Annotated in this window: 15 protein-coding genes; 8 read left to right on the top strand and 7 right to left on the bottom strand. The window is 41.2% G+C overall.

Annotated elements, in window-relative coordinates:
• Window positions 1-127: 127 nt before the first annotated feature.
• Entirely contained in the window at window positions 128-1,294 is a 1,167-nt protein-coding gene (locus tag ACOQON_RS04925; RefSeq protein WP_420577815.1) for a PQQ-dependent sugar dehydrogenase, read from the bottom strand.
• Between the two features lie 82 nt (window positions 1,295-1,376).
• Here ACOQON_RS04925 and ACOQON_RS04920 point away from each other — a divergent pair, with 82 nt between their 5' ends.
• Entirely contained in the window at window positions 1,377-3,257 is a 1,881-nt protein-coding gene (locus ACOQON_RS04920) for an ABC-F family ATP-binding cassette domain-containing protein (RefSeq protein ID WP_420577814.1), read from the top strand.
• A 37-nt stretch (window positions 3,258-3,294) separates the two neighbouring features.
• Here ACOQON_RS04920 and ACOQON_RS04915 read toward each other — a convergent pair whose 3' ends face one another.
• The 5 genes from ACOQON_RS04915 to ACOQON_RS04895 all read right to left on the bottom strand — a co-directional run bounded on the left by ACOQON_RS04915 (window position 3,295) and on the right by ACOQON_RS04895 (window position 8,627).
• Window positions 3,295-3,963: a DUF6090 family protein gene (locus tag ACOQON_RS04915; RefSeq protein WP_420577813.1), complete on the bottom strand. Its 669-nt coding sequence runs from the start codon at window positions 3,961-3,963 to the stop codon at window positions 3,295-3,297.
• A complete protein-coding gene (locus ACOQON_RS04910) occupies window positions 3,960-5,249 on the bottom strand; it encodes a glycosyltransferase family 4 protein (RefSeq protein WP_420577812.1) in 1,290 nt (429 codons plus the stop codon). Before ACOQON_RS04910 ends, ACOQON_RS04915 begins: the two co-directional genes overlap by 4 nt.
• Before the next feature lie 156 nt (window positions 5,250-5,405).
• Window positions 5,406-6,596, bottom strand: a complete 1,191-nt coding sequence (locus ACOQON_RS04905) for a glycosyltransferase (protein ID WP_420577811.1) — start codon at window positions 6,594-6,596, stop codon at window positions 5,406-5,408.
• A complete protein-coding gene (locus tag ACOQON_RS04900) occupies window positions 6,581-7,624 on the bottom strand; it encodes a GDP-mannose 4,6-dehydratase (protein WP_420577810.1) in 1,044 nt (347 codons plus the stop codon). Before ACOQON_RS04900 ends, ACOQON_RS04905 begins: the two co-directional genes overlap by 16 nt.
• A gap of 133 nt (window positions 7,625-7,757) precedes the next feature.
• Entirely contained in the window at window positions 7,758-8,627 is an 870-nt protein-coding gene (locus ACOQON_RS04895) for a hypothetical protein (protein ID WP_420577809.1), read from the bottom strand.
• 139 nt (window positions 8,628-8,766) lie between these two features.
• Here ACOQON_RS04895 and ACOQON_RS04890 point away from each other — a divergent pair, with 139 nt between their 5' ends.
• Genes ACOQON_RS04890 through ACOQON_RS04870 form a run of 5 tightly spaced genes read left to right on the top strand, consistent with a single transcriptional unit; the run spans window position 8,767 to window position 14,609 of the window.
• Entirely contained in the window at window positions 8,767-9,771 is a 1,005-nt protein-coding gene (locus ACOQON_RS04890; RefSeq protein WP_420577808.1) for a glycosyl transferase family 90, read from the top strand.
• A gap of 2 nt (window positions 9,772-9,773) precedes the next feature.
• Window positions 9,774-10,475, top strand: coding sequence for a hypothetical protein (locus ACOQON_RS04885; RefSeq protein WP_420577807.1), 702 nt, complete (start codon window positions 9,774-9,776; stop codon window positions 10,473-10,475).
• Window positions 10,472-12,112 carry a cyclic peptide export ABC transporter gene (locus tag ACOQON_RS04880; RefSeq protein WP_420577806.1) on the top strand — a complete coding sequence of 547 codons (1,641 nt, stop codon included), beginning with the start codon at window positions 10,472-10,474 and terminating at the stop codon, window positions 12,110-12,112. Before ACOQON_RS04885 ends, ACOQON_RS04880 begins: the two co-directional genes overlap by 4 nt.
• Window positions 12,099-13,058: a glycosyltransferase family 2 protein gene (locus tag ACOQON_RS04875; protein ID WP_420577805.1), complete on the top strand. Its 960-nt coding sequence runs from the start codon at window positions 12,099-12,101 to the stop codon at window positions 13,056-13,058. Before ACOQON_RS04880 ends, ACOQON_RS04875 begins: the two co-directional genes overlap by 14 nt.
• 3 nt (window positions 13,059-13,061) lie before the next feature.
• Window positions 13,062-14,609 carry a capsule assembly Wzi family protein gene (locus tag ACOQON_RS04870; protein WP_420577804.1) on the top strand — a complete coding sequence of 516 codons (1,548 nt, stop codon included), beginning with the start codon at window positions 13,062-13,064 and terminating at the stop codon, window positions 14,607-14,609.
• On the opposite strand, the gene ACOQON_RS04865 is transcribed toward ACOQON_RS04870, so the two are convergent.
• On the bottom strand, window positions 14,602-15,366 hold the full coding sequence (locus ACOQON_RS04865; RefSeq protein ID WP_420577803.1) for a rhomboid family intramembrane serine protease: 765 nt from the start codon (window positions 15,364-15,366) through the stop codon (window positions 14,602-14,604). The genes ACOQON_RS04870 and ACOQON_RS04865 overlap by 8 nt on opposite strands.
• Before the next feature lie 217 nt (window positions 15,367-15,583).
• On the opposite strand from ACOQON_RS04865, the gene ACOQON_RS04860 reads away from it, so the two are divergent.
• Together ACOQON_RS04860 and ACOQON_RS04855 are read left to right on the top strand one after the other, a co-directional pair.
• Window positions 15,584-16,396, top strand: coding sequence for a M48 family metallopeptidase (locus tag ACOQON_RS04860; RefSeq protein ID WP_420577802.1), 813 nt, complete (start codon window positions 15,584-15,586; stop codon window positions 16,394-16,396).
• Window positions 16,396-17,367 (top strand): YitT family protein, encoded by a 972-nt coding sequence (locus tag ACOQON_RS04855; protein ID WP_420577801.1) that lies wholly within the window; start codon window positions 16,396-16,398, stop codon window positions 17,365-17,367. The genes ACOQON_RS04860 and ACOQON_RS04855 overlap by 1 nt, the downstream gene beginning before the upstream one ends.
• Window positions 17,368-17,523: the final 156 nt, after the last annotated feature.

The following is a 17,523-nucleotide window of genomic DNA, read 5'->3' as shown; positions in this document are numbered from 1 at the left end:
CCGTAAGGTTAACAGACTTAGGAAAGAGGGTATCTCAATGTATGTGGTCTTTACTAAGGAAGTAAAGTCACCTCGTTAAAAGTACCGTAAATGGTAAAACGAGATTGATGCTTCTGAGAACCCCTCTTTACTTTGTATAGCTTATCCTAAATACTGTTCCTGCAAGGTCATCCGATACCAACAATGAGCCATCCGAAGCGAATACCAAATCGACCGGTCGCGCCCAGCCGGTATTTGTTTCTTTATCCAAAAAACCGGAAACAAAATCTTCATAAGATCCCCCTTCTCCATTTTCCTCTGTTACCATGGTAATCTTATAACCTGTATGACCGACATCTGCATCCCTATTCCAGGATCCATGCTCAGCTATGAATATCATGTTCTGATACGATTCCGGGAATGAATCACTTGTGCAAAACTTCATCCCAAGTGGGGCAACATGTGGCCCAAGATTTTGCGCAGGTTTTACAAAATCACCACATGGATATTTGTGACCAAATTCAGGATCTTTGATATATCCCCCGTGGCAATATGGATAGCCAAAATGCTGGCCAGCCCCTGTCACCCGGTTAAGTTCACACGGAGGTATATCATTACCCATCCAGTCTCTCCCATTATCGGTAAACCACATATTCCCTGTTTCCGGATGCCAATCAAATCCTACGGTATTTCTAACACCATGAACGTAGACTTCCCGACCAGATCCATCCGGATTCATACGAGTAATGCTAGCATACATTTCATTCTTACTCTCGCATATGTTGCACGGAGCTCCTACCGGCACATAAAGTTTTCCATCTGGCCCAAAAGCAATGTATTTCCATCCATGGTGTCCATCTGTGGGGTAATCATCATAAATCAAAACTGGTTCAGGTGGATTGTCCAGATTTTCCTCGATGTTGTCATAGCGCCAGAGTCTGGAAATCTCAGCTACATAGAGTGAGCCATCTTTAAAAGCAACGCCATTGGGCGAGCGAAGGTCTTTGGCAATCACGTATTTTTCATCGGCTTTCCAATCACCATCTGTATCACGAATGGCATATACAGAACCACCTCCCCGATTTCCAATAAAGAGCGTTCCATTTTCTGTAAGTGCCAATGATCGCGCATTATTTACCCTCGCAAACACTTCAATTTTAAAGCCATCAGGAAGTTCGACTTCATCCAGTCGCAACCCTTCAGTTGAGGTTAATTCCCCGCAATCAATCGGATCACTTGATGGGGGATCCGCTTGCTGCTTAGAAGAGCAAGCCATTAGAATAAATGAGAATAAAATGGTGAGGATACTGTTCATGACATCAGAATTTTTCGACTATTCAATTTACATATTATCAAAACAAACTCATTTACTCCATCTAAGTTTTACTTTTGCGGCCATGATCGATATTACGAATCTTTCTTACTACCTGGGAGACCGTGCGCTATACGATGAAGCCTCCCTTTTCATTGGTCCAAAAGATAAAATTGGACTGATTGGACTTAATGGCACAGGTAAATCCACATTACTAAAAATGATGGTGGGTGATGTGCAGCCATCCGGTGGTAAAATATCGATGAGTAAGGATACAACCATTGGATTTCTTAATCAGGACCTCCTCTCCTTTCAAACACAGGATTCCATTTTATCTGTGGCCATGACAGCTTTTGCTGAATCGATGAAGATTCAGAAAGAGATAGATAAAGTCATCAAGGAGATGGAGGAAAATTACCGGGATGAGCTGGTAGATAAACTCACCAAACTGCAGGAGCGATTCGAGGCGAATGAGGGCTATTCATTGCAGTCAAAAGCTGAGGAAATCCTCGAAGGAATCGGATTTAAAACCGCAGACCTTTCACGACCCTTGAGTGAATTTTCGGGAGGCTGGAGAATGCGGGTAATGCTAGCGAAGCTTCTATTAGAAAAGCCAAGTCTACTCATGCTGGATGAGCCGACTAACCACCTGGATTTACCCTCCATTCAGTGGATTGAAAACTACCTTCAATCGTATGAAGGTGCATATATCATTGTCTCTCACGATAGGGAATTTTTGAATCGCACGGTAAACAAGATAGTGGAAGTCTCACAGGCTGATTTGAATGTTTATTCGGGAAACTACGATTTCTATGAAGAAGAGAAAGCCCTCAGAAATGAACTTCAGCAGAACGCATATGAAAATCAGCAAAAGAAGATAAAAGAAGCTGAACGGTTCATTGAGCGTTTCAAAGCAAAGGCGACTAAAGCCAGCCAGGCCCAATCCAAGATGAAGATGCTGGAGAAGATGGATCGTGTTGAAGAAGTGGTAGATGAAAACATGAAGGTCAACTTCCGCTTCAACTTCAAAACCAAATCCGGCAGGCACGTTAAACGCTTGGAGAACATCTCTAAATCATATGGTGACTTACAGATACTGGATGATACTACGATTGGCATTGAACGAGGGGATAAAATCGCACTAATTGGAGCCAATGGTAAAGGTAAATCCACGCTTCTAAGAATAGTTGCAGGAACCGAGTCGCACGAAGGGAAAGTACAAACCGGTCATAATGTGATCAACTCCTTTTATGCACAGCACCAGCTGGAAGACCTGAACATTCAAAATGACCTGCTGGAAGAACTAAAGCAGGCCGGCACAGGAAAAACAGAGCAAGAATTAAGGAGTGTTTTGGGGTGCTTCCTATTTTCGGACGATGAGGTTTTCAAGAAAATCAAAGTCTTGTCGGGAGGAGAAAAATCCAGGGTAGCACTGGCTAAGACGCTAATTTCAGAAGCAAACTTTTTGCTACTGGATGAGCCAACCAACCACCTGGATATGATGAGCGTGAGTATTTTGGTGCAGGCCTTGCAACAATACGAGGGCACTCTCCTACTAGTCTCTCACGACAGACATTTCATCACGCAAGTAGCTAACAAAATCTGGTGGATAGAAGATAAGGAGATAAAAGAGTACCCAGGCACATACAAAGAGTTTGAGTGGTGGTGGAATAAAAACAGGAAAGATCAACCGAAAGAAGTCAGCCAAAAAGAACAGGCAGCTCCAAAAAAGAAGTCAAACACCAAACAACGTAACAATACCGAGGAGCAACAGGCTGCCAAAGAGTTAAAAAGTGTAGAAAAGGAGATAGAATCGCTGGAGAGCAACATCAAGCTGCTAGAAACCCAGATGGCTGATCCTCAGATCTATGAAAACCCACAGGAATATGAGAAAGTAAACATCGACTACAACCAGAAGAAAGAACAACTGGAGAAGCTGATGGAGAAGTGGGAGGAATTGGCCTAAGGTGCCTTAGAGATAAAATCACAACATTAGATTGGTGCTAATTAAGCGCTTCGAGTCTGGCTTGCAGTTTTTCTTGAACGAGAGAAATACGTTGACTCACCTGACTATAAAATTCATTTTTAGAAACAAAAATAGACCTATATGAAAAAATCATGTTTCGGAATGCATCTTCCGAGAGAAATGAAGGGTCGAGCTTCCCAGGACCAGTAAAACGCACATGATGTATATAAAAAGGTTTGACAAAATCACGCACATGCTCATTGATTGCATTATCCCAATCAGCTACACCTCGATAATACTGCTCATATAATTCTACAACTTTATTCCTAAGCTCGAATTCTCCGATTAAATCCATCTTTCCCGATGCTTTCAATGATTCATAGGTGGTTTTCTGTGGAGAAAAAGGTGGGTTATACTGAATTCGGAATGTGCTATTTACCAAAACCGAGTCCCCGCCATACGGCTGACCCACACTAGCCCTTGAGAGTGTAGCCAGCGATTGCAACATTGCCTCGTTGATCACCTGCAATGTATCCAGAGCTTTAATATCCGCATTCATATCCGAAATCAGGCTCTCCAGGTATTTTACTTCCTGCTTCAGATTGTTCGATTCTTCTTTATAACTCTCCAGGTAGAACGCAATGCTGATACCTAAAATCACCACCAGAAGGTTGGCAAAATGATCCAGCCAATTAATCTTCTTCATGCAATAAAAATAGTGAGATCAAGGGATTTTGATCTAGCGGCCAGAAAAGAAAGGCACAACCACCTAAATACTTTGCCTGAATGGCACTCCTGACACAACAGAATGACGTGAAGTATCACTGGAGCAGTATGGTAGTCGTAAATGGTTTTATCATAAATACTCCAGAGTTTTTCATGGAGGCTCTCGATTGATCGTTCCTCGATAGAGCTTCTAGCTGCTTGGCTCATTTCCGCATAGAGTTTTTCATCGGTTAAAAGCTGGACAATTCTTTTTACGTACTCTTTTGGCTTTCCTTTTACAAGGAATCCATTTTTCCTGTCTTTAATTAGCTCGGATGGCCCCCCAGCATCAGCTGAAACGACAGGCAGCCCCGATGCTAAGGCTTCAATGACCACATTTCCGAAAGTCTCTGAGGACGAAGGAAATAAAAAAACATCACTAGAGGCATATATCCTAGCCAGATCCTCCCCTGTCTTCTTTCCGGTAAAAATGGCTTTCCTCATACGTTCCTCCAACCACTCGCGTTTTGGTCCGTCTCCGGTAACAATTACTGTAATCGTTTTATCGGTTTTCCTTAACTTTTTGTAAATTTTCACCATCAAAGGCATGTCCTTTTCTTTGATCAAACGACTTACAAATAATACTTTCTTATTCTCTTGGGGAACGACTAAATCAAATAACGTTTTGTTACGAAAGTCCGGGTGAAAACTACCTGTTTCTATTGCTCGTCCCCACACCTTCATCTTCTTCTTTGGAACACCCAGCTTTTTCAGATCCTTTTTAATTGGTTTTGTAGGCACGAGTGTGAGGTCTGCATTACGATAATACCACATCACCGAACGTTTGATCATTCTGCCAAAAAGGAAATCACCAAACTTCCCAATATAGTACTTCAAGTAAGCAGGAAAATGTGTATGATAAATGTTAATGACAGGAATATTATGTTTACGTGCATACTTTATTGCAAATCGACCCAGCAGTGAAGGTGATGTAAAATGAATAAGGTCAGGATTAAAATCATCCAGTTTTTGTTTGACTTCCTTTCCGGGTATCCCAAGCCTATATCCTGATTGACCTTTTTGAAAGGGTAGATCTAAAAATTTACAGGTATGGATTTCAAAGGGAATTTTTTCTGGAAACAGCGGAGGGTGCGGAGTTATTATCAGAAACTCAAATCGGTCTTTTGGCGCATTTTTGAGAATCTTATGCAATGTGACGCTTACCCCATCAAAATTTTCCTCAAGGACATCAGCAAACAGGGCAATCTTTCTCTTTGGCACGCTCATAATCGGAAGTAAAGATCATGCAGATTTTAGCGCAGCGAAAGCAAATCCCATTATGAAATAGTGAGACTTTTTTTACCCCACATTCATGCTAATATTATGATCAACCTTTCTTCATCAATCTATTTTAACATTGAAATCAGGAGATATAATATTGCCTTAATGAACCATGCGTTTACTCACCTCAACTGCCCTTTGATAAATATCTAATTGACGGTCAAAACAGCTTTCCCACGATAATTGAGCGGCATACTTCCTGGCGTTTTCTGACAGCTTGCGTCGGTCAATTCTACTGAATCTCACTATTGCATCAGCAAGTTGATCCGGGGTTACTTCATCCAGAATTAATCCAGCTTTAGATTTTTCAATATGATCTCGGGCCGCTCCATCGCCAGCCGCAATAAGTGGTAGTCCAGAACTAAGTGCTTCAACCAATGACAACCCAAAAGTTTCCCAGTTACTCAATGCAAAACCTAAATCGGAACTGGCGTAGTACTCTGCCATTTCCTGTTTGCTTTCAATGAACCCTTTAAAATGTACATGCTCATATTTGGCTGCTGCTTCTCTTACTGAGCTTTCAAATGGCCCTGTTCCTGCTAATACTAAAGCCGGAGGTACCTCCAGCATTTCCAGTATCATCTCATAAGCCCTTAACAAAACGTGTAGCCCTTTCTCTTTTGAAAATCGATGAGGAAAAAAGAGTATCAACCGATCCAGGTTACCAGCTTTTAAATCATTGATAAGCCCGGTGTTTCTCTGACCAGGGTGGAACAACACATTGTTGACCCCAAGAGGAGTGAAATGAAGTTTTTCTATTTCATTTTCCTCCATCCTGTTTTTAACGGTTTTACTGGCTACTAACACTCCATCCATTCTGTTGTAATGCTTTCGTGCATATCTCCAGGCTAGTTGCTCTCCTTTATTTGCTAAACCCAAAGGAGTATTCTCCAGAAAACGGCGAACATAAGTGACCGGAAAATCCGCGTGCCAAAATCCAAAAACCATTGATCGGAGTTTATTTCTTTTCACAATTGAGTGAACGATTCGAGGCATAAAATAGGGAGACCCTACTTCAATGATATCCGGCCGATGCTTTAGAATCACTCGCTCGATGGGCCCTTTTCGAATCACATAGCGATACTCCCAGTTGCCCCAGACCTTTGGAACTTCGATATGCTCTATAAAAGCATTTTCCCCAATCTGCTCTGTATACGTTTTATCGTCATGCATTACAAAAACATAATGCACATCCGATCTGGATTTGAAGTAGTCCATCTTCTCCAGATGATACCTTCGAACACCTCCACCCGATGGACTCCAGAAATTATTACAATCTAATAGCTTGAGCATGCCTCCAGTTGATAAAAGCTTTTGTACCACTGCACAAACTCCTTCACTCCTTCTTTAACAGACACCTTAGGTTGATAACCAATCTCTTCCTTCAGTTCAGATATGTCAGCATAGGTGCTAACCACATCTCCCTCCTGCAATGGCAGAAACTGTTTTTTCACTTCCATTCCAAGCTCTTCTCCCAGGATATTGATAAAGTCCATAAGCTGGACAGGATGGCTATTGCCTATATTATAGATCCGATATCTCACCCCTTTCTCATTAGGCTTAGGGGTGGTTTCGAGCACCTGCTTCACCCCTCCTACAATATCATCAACATAGGTAAAATCTCGCTCCATCTCCCCATTATTGAATACTTTGATAGCGTCTCCATTGGAAATGGCTTTAGCAAAAAGCATAGGCGCCATATCTGGCCTTCCCCAAGGACCATAAACTGTGAAGAAACGTAACCCCGTAGTAGGAATTTTAAATAGATGACTGTAGGTATGTGCCATCAGCTCATTACTTTTTTTAGTACTCGCATATAAGCTTACTGGCTCGTCCGTTTTGTGCTCCACGGAAAAAGGCTGGTCAATGTTCAGTCCATATACACTGGAGCTGCTCGCATAAACCAGATGCTTCACCGGAAAGTACCTGCATGCCTCCAGAATATTGTTAAACCCTACTACATTCGACTGAATATAAGCATTTGGATTATCGATACTGTATCTCACTCCGGCCTGGGCTGCTAGATGAACCACATACTCAAATCGGTATTGAGCAAATAATGTAGTTATGGATTTCTCATCTGTAATGTCAATGCGAACAAACTGAAAGTTGTCAAATTCGTCACTTTCAGTTTCACGATTGTAACGAATGAAGTCAGGATGGATTCCAAGCTCTTTCAGACGCTCAAACTTGAGTGTCATCGGGTAGTAGTCGTTAATATTATCAATACCAATCACATGGTATCCCTGATTTACTAACAACTTAACCGTGTGGAAACCTATGAATCCAGCACATCCGGTCACCAATACCTTAGTCTTCATCCAGTTTATAAAAAATTAGATCAATTTGTACCGGCAATTCAAACCATTTCAGAGTCAATTCCAAACTGGGCAAGGCATGATAACAGAATCGTAAAAATGAGGAAATAACTCGTTGGTGTTCATTAAGAGAAGATCAAGGATTCATTGACCACCATTGATTAACAAAATATTTGTAAAGAGCATTATTGTTTGTATTGTCTGCGTTCACACTGTTTGAAAGACCAAACTGTGAGGACTGCCTAATGGAAACAAATCGGCCAAAACGAAAGGGTGCCGGAATAACGTAAACTGGCGTTTTAATTTTGGCTAAATTTCCACTTACCCAGATATCATCCACAAAAAAGGCTTCTTTCGGTGCATTATCAAAATCAAATATGGTACGATCGAAGAATTTTGGCTTCACGGCAAAACTGGCTGCTCCTTGCAGACAATCAACACGAACGGGTTCTTCTACTGAGTTGTCTCTTCGGTAAAATCTCACTATTCCACCATATCGTTGCTCTTTATATGCATGATCCAAAGTCTCGGGCACAGTCCATCCGGAAAGCGTCATCGCGGCATCCGGTAGTTGTTTTTCATGCTTCACATAGTTCTCTACCATCTGGTGGGAATAGATCTGATCATCATCTACCACAATGATTAATCGATCGGGGTTATGCTCATAGAAATCAATAGTAGGCAACAGTTTGGTCGCCGGTCCTAAATCATTTTCAATCCAATTGATTTCAATCAAAGGATGTTCGATGATATAGTTTGGAATTTCATATTCGGTTTTATCCCTCTTAAAAAACCGGGGAAGATTGATCATGATCTTTTCCGGAAGTACCGACTGATCAGTGAGTGAATTAATGGTAGGTAGCAATCCCTTGAAGCGAGATGGCAACACTGACATAGACACCACGGCGGTTGATTGATCCTTCCCCTCCATTTGCCGGATCCACTTTTCAGGTTTTGAATGTCGAATTTGAAACAGTCTGGAAATCTCCTTCAAATATCTGCTCATCTTCTTAACTAGATCTATTTGCTTCAAAAGCCAAAACTATACGCTGACCAAGAAGAAAATCTCCGCATTTCCATAATTAAACAAACTCATAACACCCTCTTAATCTTCTCAGAATACTGTCAGCATAGTTTTGCTAGCTATGAGAAGGGACAGTCATAGCGACATAGAGTTTTGGATTTCGCCAAAAGAACGGGTGGACTTTTACCTGAATAGTCAAGCTTCATTTGATATCAACCTGAAGCGATATGAAGAAGTAAAGAACAGTACCAGTTGGAATCAGAAGGAAATGAAACTGGTGTCTTATGATGATTTTCAAAGGACCTTAACTCACTGGTACTGCAAGCACATTGTTCATCTCCCGAGGATAAGAAACATCCGGGTTTTACCATTTTACAAGTCGTACAAAGACCTGCACTCATTGATGAATTTCTTTCTGCCATTCGATCGAATCGGGAAAGAACACGCTTCAGTGAAATACCCACTTTTTTATGGAGAGGCAGGTGATACTCATGAAATTCCCTGTATCAGAAAATCAAGGAGAGCGGACGATCCTACCAGTGTGATTTTCAATTTTAGATCCCTTCGATTGACATCACCATGTGAGGTTGCAGCCCATCATGACCTCCCGTGGGAGCAAAAGACAAACAATGTTATCTGGCGAGGAGCTACTACCGGTCAAATGCAGCGTGTCCACTTGGTAGAAAAGTATTTCGACACCTATGATATCGCTTTCGCTACCATCAAGCAGAAACCTCATCTTAAGCATCTACAGAAGGATAAGGTCTCAATCAAAAAGCAACTTGAATACAAATTCATTATCAGTTTGGAGGGAAATGATGTGGCAAGCAACCTACGTTGGGTGCTTGCTTCCAACTCTATCCCAATCATGACTAAGCCATATTGGCAGTCGTGGATCATGGAAGACCGGTTGGAGCCAAATGTCCACTACTTGGAGCTAAACAAAGATTTATCCAACCTGAATGAGTTGTTGCACTGGGCAAGAAATAATGATGAGGCCTGCAAAAAGATCGCGCTTAATGGGAAAAAATACATGTCCCAATTCCTTGATCTGGATAATGATCTACCTGTACAAAAAATGGTATTGGATGAATACGCGAAACGACTAACCTACAATAATAATTAGCCATGATAGATATTTTAATGCTTTCTACCGAGCACATTGAAGAGTACACAAAATACTCGATCCCTATCTGGAAAAAATACTGCGATATACATGGCTATCGGTTTTGTCACTATGGCGAAAAATTGATTCCTGATATGGCATTTACCTGGAGCCGAATCAAGATGATTCAAGACCATTTCAAAGAAACGGATGCCGAATATGTGATGATGGTGGACGCGGATACTCTTCTTTATAAAGACCAGTTGAGCCTAAAACTGGAAACGTTGATCGACGAATACATGACAGGAGCCAAACGAATCCTATTTCAAAAGGACGGGTCAGAACGCATGGGTCTTTACTTCTCGCACAATTTCAAATTAAGCATGGAACTGAAACGCTGGACACTTCCGAATGCAGGATTCAACATCATGAAAAACTGTGAAGAAGTACACCTGTTCATTGATTCATGGCTGGAGCTGGGACAAGGAAAACTAAGGCACCTCGCCGAAGTACATCCTCGAACGCAAAATGTTCTTTTAAGGGGACTGATGACAGATCCCAAAATGGATCAATTGATTGGGTACCTCCCTTCCAAAGTGGTAAGCAAACGCAACACAGAATTCTGTAAGCACCTGTCCGCAATGACCAAAACACAAATAGCTTCGGAAATCAAGAAAGAATACAACAAGATTTTTCAGGATGAAGGTGAACTCATAAATCAATGAAAAAGCTATATCCACTTATTAAGAATCGGCTGGGACTATTTACAGTTGGGGCTATTACGGGGATACTGTCAGGTATCTGTACTTCCCAGGTGATCTCCATGATCAAAAGTGGATTGGATTCAGTAGATAACATCAATGGAACCTTCATTTTTCAAATTATTGGATTTAGTCTGCTTGCCACAGCGCTTGGTATTGCATCCGGTTATTTCATTGCTCGAATCACAGCCATTGTAATTAGAAACCTGACTCAGAGTCTGTCCGAAAAAGTATTGAAAGCAAACTACGAATATGTGGAATCAAACTCTGAGCGAATCGTTCCAGTATTGACTCGTGACATCACTATGCTATCCGAGTTCATTAATCGCTTTCCGCAATTCCTGGTATCTACGACTACAGTAGCAGTCACACTATTCCTCTTGTTCAAAACAGACTGGCAGCTTACTTCCTTCTTTATGGTCGCTTTTCTGCTTCAGATTATTATGGTTGCTTCCACCCTCCCCTTGGTAAGAAAACTGACGCGACGATCCACCAAATTCAACAATTTCCTCTTCAGAGATTTGGCAAGCTTAGTTTCCGGTTTAAAAGAACTTTCGCTCAATCAACGAAGACGCAATGAATACATATCCGGAGTAATTACAGATAACCTGCACAATTGGAATCATTCGGAGGTGAAACGCAAAGTGCTTCTCGAATCTACAGATCGTTTATCAGATTTATTGGTTTTTATCTTTTCCGGACTACTCATGTTTATGGGTGTCACCATCCTCCCCATTGATTTCAATCAGTTCAAAGTAATTCTTCCAACCATTCTTTTTCTGATTCCTTTCACTGTGAAGATTGCCAGTTTCTTTAGGCTAAGAAGTAGCGCAATGGTTTCCCTGGAACAAATCCATCAGCTGGGAATTGACGTGGATAAACAGAAAATAGAATCTTCTAAAGAGCTAAGTCTTGAAAGCGAACAAAACGAACCATATCTTTTCTTTGAGGACATTGAGTTCCAATACCAAACCTCACAGCACGAAAAACCGATCTCCTTTGGTCCATTAAAAATCTCTTTTGAAAAGAATAAAATCACATTCATTGTTGGTGGGAATGGTAGCGGTAAAACCACCTTCTCAAAGATTCTGACCGGGCTTTATCAACCCAAACATGGGTCCATTTATTACCAGGGTCAGCAAGTGGATCAAACCAACTTACTTAGTTATAGAGACTTGTTCTCTGCCTATTATGCCGACTCTCATGTCTTCGAACACCTTTCTCATATAGATGCCGACTTTCTCGAGGATCATGCTGAGAACTATATCAACATGTTGGAGATGAAAAGCAAAGTGGAAGTAGAAGATCACAAGTTTAGCTCTACCAAACTTTCTTATGGTCAGCGTTCCAGACTTGCTCTGATAGCCAATATGTTGGACAACAAAGAAATCTATGTTTTTGACGAGTGGGCGGCCAATCAAGACCCGTATTTCAAAGGCATATTTTACCACGAAATATTACCATTCCTGAAAGAAAAAGGGAAAACAGTCATTGTCATCTCTCATGATGAAAAATACTTCAGCGTAGCAGATGAGATCATTGAGTTAGAAGAGGGCATGACAGTCTCCGAAACTAAAATCGTTCAACATGAGCTCGCCTAAGTTATCAATCGTCGTACCGGTTTACAATGTATCCGAATACCTCCCAAAATGCATTAACACCCTTACCAATCAATCGCTTGAAGACATTGAGATCATTCTCGTCAATGATGCCTCTCCAGACCCGGAAGATGATACCATTTGTACTTTTTTCTCTAAGAAAGATGATCGCGTTAAATACATTACACATCAGGAAAATCGTGGACTTGGAGGAGCTAGAAACACGGGAATCAAAGCAGCTACATCAAACTATGTTGGATTTGTGGATAGCGATGATTGGGTGGAACTCGACATGTTTGAAAAGCTCTTTCAGGCTATCCAATTGAAGGATGCCGATGTTAGTCAATGTTATTTTATTGAGCACAAAGGTGCGATTAGCAATGTAAGGAAATTGAAAAGGTTTAGAAAGAGAAGAGACATCCTCAACGCCACCAACGTACTATTTTGGAATAAGCTCTTTCGTAAAGACCTTTTTACCAAAAATGACATCTACTTCCCAGAGAAACACACACTAGAAGATCTCGCCACTATGCCACGACTTCTTTATCACGTAGATTCTATGGCACAAGTGAAAGAGCCCCTCTACCATTACATTGTAACACGTCCAGGAGCTTTGACGGCCAACTATGATCGTATTTTTTCAGACCACTCTGTTGTTTTTAATATCATCAAAGAGTTTATGGAGGATCAGCAAGTATGGGAGCGAGACCAAATATTTTTTGAAAAAAGGGTTCTCAAAAGCTTGATCCATGATGTGAGCAGATTTGCCCAGGATGATCTATTCACAGAACGGGAAAAAATGGAAGTGCTTTCCAGTCATTTACACAAAACCCTCAATTTTTTAGAGAACCCTGAAAAAATAAGAACCGAATCAATTGAAGAGGCTGAACAAACACTCAAAAATTACAAATGGAGATTAGAGGCTAAGACTCTCCTTAAAGTGGTCTAACGCATGAAGGTATTCACTTCTATCATCATGTTTGCCACATCACTTTCACTTTCAAGCCAGGTACTATATCCGGAGAGTGCCCTTCTGGATTATTATCGTTTACTGGAAATAAAAAATCAACCCCTTGAAAATCGCCTTAACCTTTTCCCATCAATTATCTCACCGTACAAAACGGACTCCCTAATTTGGAATCCTTGGGGTTTAAATAAACCCGATAACAAAAAGAAAATAGACCTACTCCCTCTTCAGTGGGTCAATCATTACAACAGCAAGTATGCCAGGGGATATAATGATGGAGCTGTATGGAAAGGCAAAGGGCTAACCTCTTCCCTTCAGGGAGGAGTTCAAGGAAAGCTTGGAATGCTAGCGTATACCTTAGCTCCTATTATTTACTATTCTCAGAATGCCAATTTTAAATTAGCCGAACAGCAAGGAAACAATAACCCTTACAACTATCAGTTTAGGAATAGAAGAATTGATCATGTTCAGCGATATGGAGTCGATCCTTTCATGAAGTTTGATCCTGGTCAATCAGAAGTACGAATAGTCTACCGCACTTTTACACTGGGGGCCTCCACACAAAACATAACCTTCGGTCCCGCACAATACAATCCGATTATCTTGAGCAATAACGCAGCTGGGATTCCACATATCGATATTGGAACGTATAAACCAATTGAAACCAAAATTGGACGGATCGAGGGGAAAGTCTATTACGGCATTCTTACCAAATCAGATTATTTCAGCGAGAGTGATAAGTGGAATTATCGATTTTGGTCCGGCTTCTCAATTGGCTACAATCCTCGTTTCCTACCAGAGCTTACGCTTGGCTTCAATAGAGCGTTCTATGAGAAATCCAGTGATTTCTCACCAATTGACCTTCTCGTCTTCATTAATAAATTTGATGATACGGATGGAAACCCATCTGTTAATGATGAATTTGATCAACTAGGGTCCGTCACTATGCGGTGGCTATTTGAGGAAGTAGGGTTTGAGGCATATGCAGAATATGCCAAAAATGATTTTGGCGGCAAGCTGTGGGGAACAGCCCCGGAACATGGACGAGCATATGTGGTTGGATTTAATAAATATGTAGATGTTAAGGAAAATAACGTACTCAAATTAACCTTCGAGCATACCTCACTTGATCAGCCAAAAAATGCCATCTATCGTCCATACAACTCCTGGTATTCTCATGGAATTGTGAATCAGGGTTATACGCTGGATGGACAACTTCTTGGAGGCGGTATTGGTTCAGGATCAGTTACTGATGTGATAGAGGTGCAATACTTATTTACCAAGGGAAGACTAATGCTGAGAGCTCAGCGTATTAGATTTGATGATGATTATTTCTTCGATAATGTTCGGGATGAATTTAATCATGATCATGAATGGACACTTGGGTCCAAATATTCAAAGTTCGTAGGTGCTTATCTGTTTGGGTTTGATTTTGCGACAAGCTTTAGACAAAATCAATACTTTGTTAAAGAGAATGACAAGACAAATATCTATTTAGGTTTTAGCATAACTAAGTTCTTCAGTGCTAACTAGCACTTCTTAGTGAACCCCTATCTCCAAAAACCCATCTGGAGCCTCTGAGTTTTTCACGAGCAAAACATATTATCCATCCGAAAGACGTAGATGTGATATGAATAAAAGAGATGTAAATATTATTCCCAAGGATGAAATAATTGAACAGCTCGAATACAAAAACCAGGCTATAGATGAACCACTTTTTACAGCTATAAAAGGATAGTCCTCCCATTAATGCAAAAATGCCAACCGATCCTCCCATCCAGGCTCTGCTAAAAGCATGTGAAAAAAGCGTCTCCTCCGGCCAGTATTCAATGAGTGTATTGAATAACGCACCATTAAAAATGGCTATTAAGATGTAAGAAAAGAAGTAAATAAAAACGGTGAGCCTGGTTCCATGCTGCGCTTCAAAAGACTGCACAGGAAATATAAAACCGAAAATCGTAACAAAAAGGATGTGCACAAAGTCATTATGCAACCACGGTGTTGTAAAGCTAGTAGCCATGAAGTGCCAAAAGTTTGTTTTATACTCTGCCATCCACATCGACCAATTGCACTGAAGCACCATTTGCCATGGGCCCGTGTCACAATCTCTTCGCTCCGCAAATCCCAGCAACGCCAATACCAGCCATATTGTGACAAGGTAAAAAATGCTGAATTTTCTGGAATTGATCCAGCTCCAAAAAGTATATCTATCATTCAGTGGATGCGCCCAGGGCCACATGTACGGCACCCATTTCTTTAGGTATTTATTTTCTCCTCTCGGAAGATTCATTTAACTAATCGCTTTATCGCAAAACTATCCGCTTAAGAGAATACAAAAACATATTTACGCATACTTCATTGTTGAATTAATGAGAATATAATGTGTGGTTTATCGTGGGATAATGTAATTCAATGGTAAATGAAATCTACTCTTAGTTGTTAGTATTTTTGGCATAGGATTCGTTGTTTAGCTTCTAGCAATTAACTTCATCTTGAAATTTCTAATTATGAAAAAAATAGCATCACTTTCCATCACATTTCTCGCTTTATTCCTGGTTCAATGCTCCAGTGTCCCAATGAGTGATAGGTCTCAATTATCACTCATAAGCAACGACAAGATTTTCCCCATGAGCTATGATCAATATGAGCAGGTCAAAAAGGAAAGTAAGATCATTACCGGAACTGAGGATGCAAGAACCGTAAAGCGTGTCGGGACTCGAATACAACGAGCAGTTGAACAGTACTTCGCTGATCAGGGTCAAGCCAATTATTTGGAAGATTACAGATGGGAATTCAACCTCATTGATAATGACAGTACAGTAAACGCCTGGTGTATGCCGGGGGGAAAAGTGGCTTTTTACACGGGAATCATGCCGATATGTAAAGATGAGTTGGGTGTAGCAGTCGTAATGGGTCACGAAATAGCTCATGCGATAGCCAATCATGGTCGCGAACGAATCAGTCAGCAGTACGCTGCGCAGTTTGGATTGTCTGCGGTTAGTATTTTACTGACAGGCGGAAGCGGACCAACTGTTCCCACCGAAATCATTATGCAGGGGGCCGGTGCTGCTACCTCATTAGGAATTCTGGCCTTCTCAAGAAAACATGAATCTGAAGCTGATAAACTTGGTCTCTACTTCATGGCGATGGCCGGATACAACCCACAGGAAGCACCTAAATTTTGGGAACGAATGGCGGAAAACAGTGGCGGAGAAGCCCCACCTGAGTTTGTCTCAACTCACCCCTCACACGATACTCGTATTGCAGACTTAAAGGCCAATATGCCAAAAGCAATGGAATATTACCGCAAATCTCAATAGTGAAGTCGACAGGAATTTATCGTTTCTTTAAATCTCTTCAATCCCTGATTGGCGGAAGAGCTAAACGAATCAGCGACTATACGATCGCCAGATATTCAATAGCTGTCAAGGATAACGTAAGCAGATGGTTTAAGGAGTTGATATTTCTCTCCCTTGGTATTCTATCGGCCGGATTCGGTTTGCACGGGTTTCTACTGCCGAATGACTTCATTGATGGAGGTGTGACCGGCATTTCGTTGCTAACAAGGGTGTTGACAGATTACCCACTACCGATACTCATTGTCATAATCAATATCCCGTTTATTGTGCTTGGGTATTTTCAGATCGGTCGTTCGTTCGTTATTAAAAGTATCATTGCGATCATTGGACTGGCTCTGGCGCTAAACTTCATTCATTACCCCATCATTACAACAGATAAACTGCTTGTTTCGGTTTTTGGTGGTTTCTTTCTTGGAGCTGGGATCGGTTTATCAGTCAGAGGTGGTGGTGTATTAGATGGCACGGAAGTTTTGGCTATTTATTTGGGTCGTAAAACTGGCCTGACCATTGGAGACTTAATTCTTGTCTTCAACATTATCATCTTCTCCACGGCAGCCTATCTCCTATCGATCGAGATTGCGCTATACTCGATTCTCACCTACCTCTCAGCTTCTAAAACGGTTGATTTTGTGATAGAGGGCGTGGAAGAATACATTGGCGTTATTATTATTTCTAAACGGAGTGAAGCACTTCGTCTCATGATCACAGAGAAAATGGGGCGCGGTGTTACCATCTATCAGGGTAAAAGTGGTTTTGGAAAGCGGGAAGACCTTTCGGAAACAGAAATCCTGTATTCCGTCATCACCCGATTAGAAATAGGTCGTATGCAGAATGAAGTAAAATCAATAGATCCCCAGGCGTTCATTGTGATGAATAGCGTGAAAGACCTGAAAGGCGGAATGATCAAAAAGCGTCAGTTTAAAGAGCATTAGATTTTAAACCACAGAGGAAGCAAAGTTCACACGCAGAGTCCCAAAGAACTGTCTCCGTTTCCATGAATGGTTCTCAAGCTTCTCTGGTTAGAAGTATCTCTATTAAATCAAAATAGAGTATGTGCAATGATGGCCGAACCTTTGTGTTCTTTGTGA

Origin of the sequence: Ekhidna sp. (genome assembly GCF_965221965.1) — a bacterium.
Classification (GTDB): Bacteria; Bacteroidota; Bacteroidia; order Cytophagales; family Cyclobacteriaceae; genus Ekhidna.
Note: the sequence above shows the minus strand (reverse complement) of the source record. Positions and strands in the feature narration are given on the sequence as shown.

Coding starts and splice junctions, on each gene's coding strand:
- ACOQON_RS04925 (WP_420577815.1), bottom strand. CDS start 1,294: ATGAACAGTATCCTCACCATTTTATTCTCATTTATTCTAATGGCTTGC.
- ACOQON_RS04920 (WP_420577814.1), top strand. CDS start 1,377: ATGATCGATATTACGAATCTTTCTTACTACCTGGGAGACCGTGCGCTA.
- ACOQON_RS04915 (WP_420577813.1), bottom strand. CDS start 3,963: ATGAAGAAGATTAATTGGCTGGATCATTTTGCCAACCTTCTGGTGGTG.
- ACOQON_RS04910 (WP_420577812.1), bottom strand. CDS start 5,249: ATGAGCGTGCCAAAGAGAAAGATTGCCCTGTTTGCTGATGTCCTTGAG.
- ACOQON_RS04905 (WP_420577811.1), bottom strand. CDS start 6,596: ATGCTCAAGCTATTAGATTGTAATAATTTCTGGAGTCCATCGGGTGGA.
- ACOQON_RS04900 (WP_420577810.1), bottom strand. CDS start 7,624: ATGAAGACTAAGGTATTGGTGACCGGATGTGCTGGATTCATAGGTTTC.
- ACOQON_RS04895 (WP_420577809.1), bottom strand. CDS start 8,627: ATGAGCAGATATTTGAAGGAGATTTCCAGACTGTTTCAAATTCGACAT.
- ACOQON_RS04890 (WP_420577808.1), top strand. CDS start 8,767: ATGAGAAGGGACAGTCATAGCGACATAGAGTTTTGGATTTCGCCAAAA.
- ACOQON_RS04885 (WP_420577807.1), top strand. CDS start 9,774: ATGATAGATATTTTAATGCTTTCTACCGAGCACATTGAAGAGTACACA.
- ACOQON_RS04880 (WP_420577806.1), top strand. CDS start 10,472: ATGAAAAAGCTATATCCACTTATTAAGAATCGGCTGGGACTATTTACA.
- ACOQON_RS04875 (WP_420577805.1), top strand. CDS start 12,099: ATGAGCTCGCCTAAGTTATCAATCGTCGTACCGGTTTACAATGTATCC.
- ACOQON_RS04870 (WP_420577804.1), top strand. CDS start 13,062: ATGAAGGTATTCACTTCTATCATCATGTTTGCCACATCACTTTCACTT.
- ACOQON_RS04865 (WP_420577803.1), bottom strand. CDS start 15,366: ATGAATCTTCCGAGAGGAGAAAATAAATACCTAAAGAAATGGGTGCCG.
- ACOQON_RS04860 (WP_420577802.1), top strand. CDS start 15,584: ATGAAAAAAATAGCATCACTTTCCATCACATTTCTCGCTTTATTCCTG.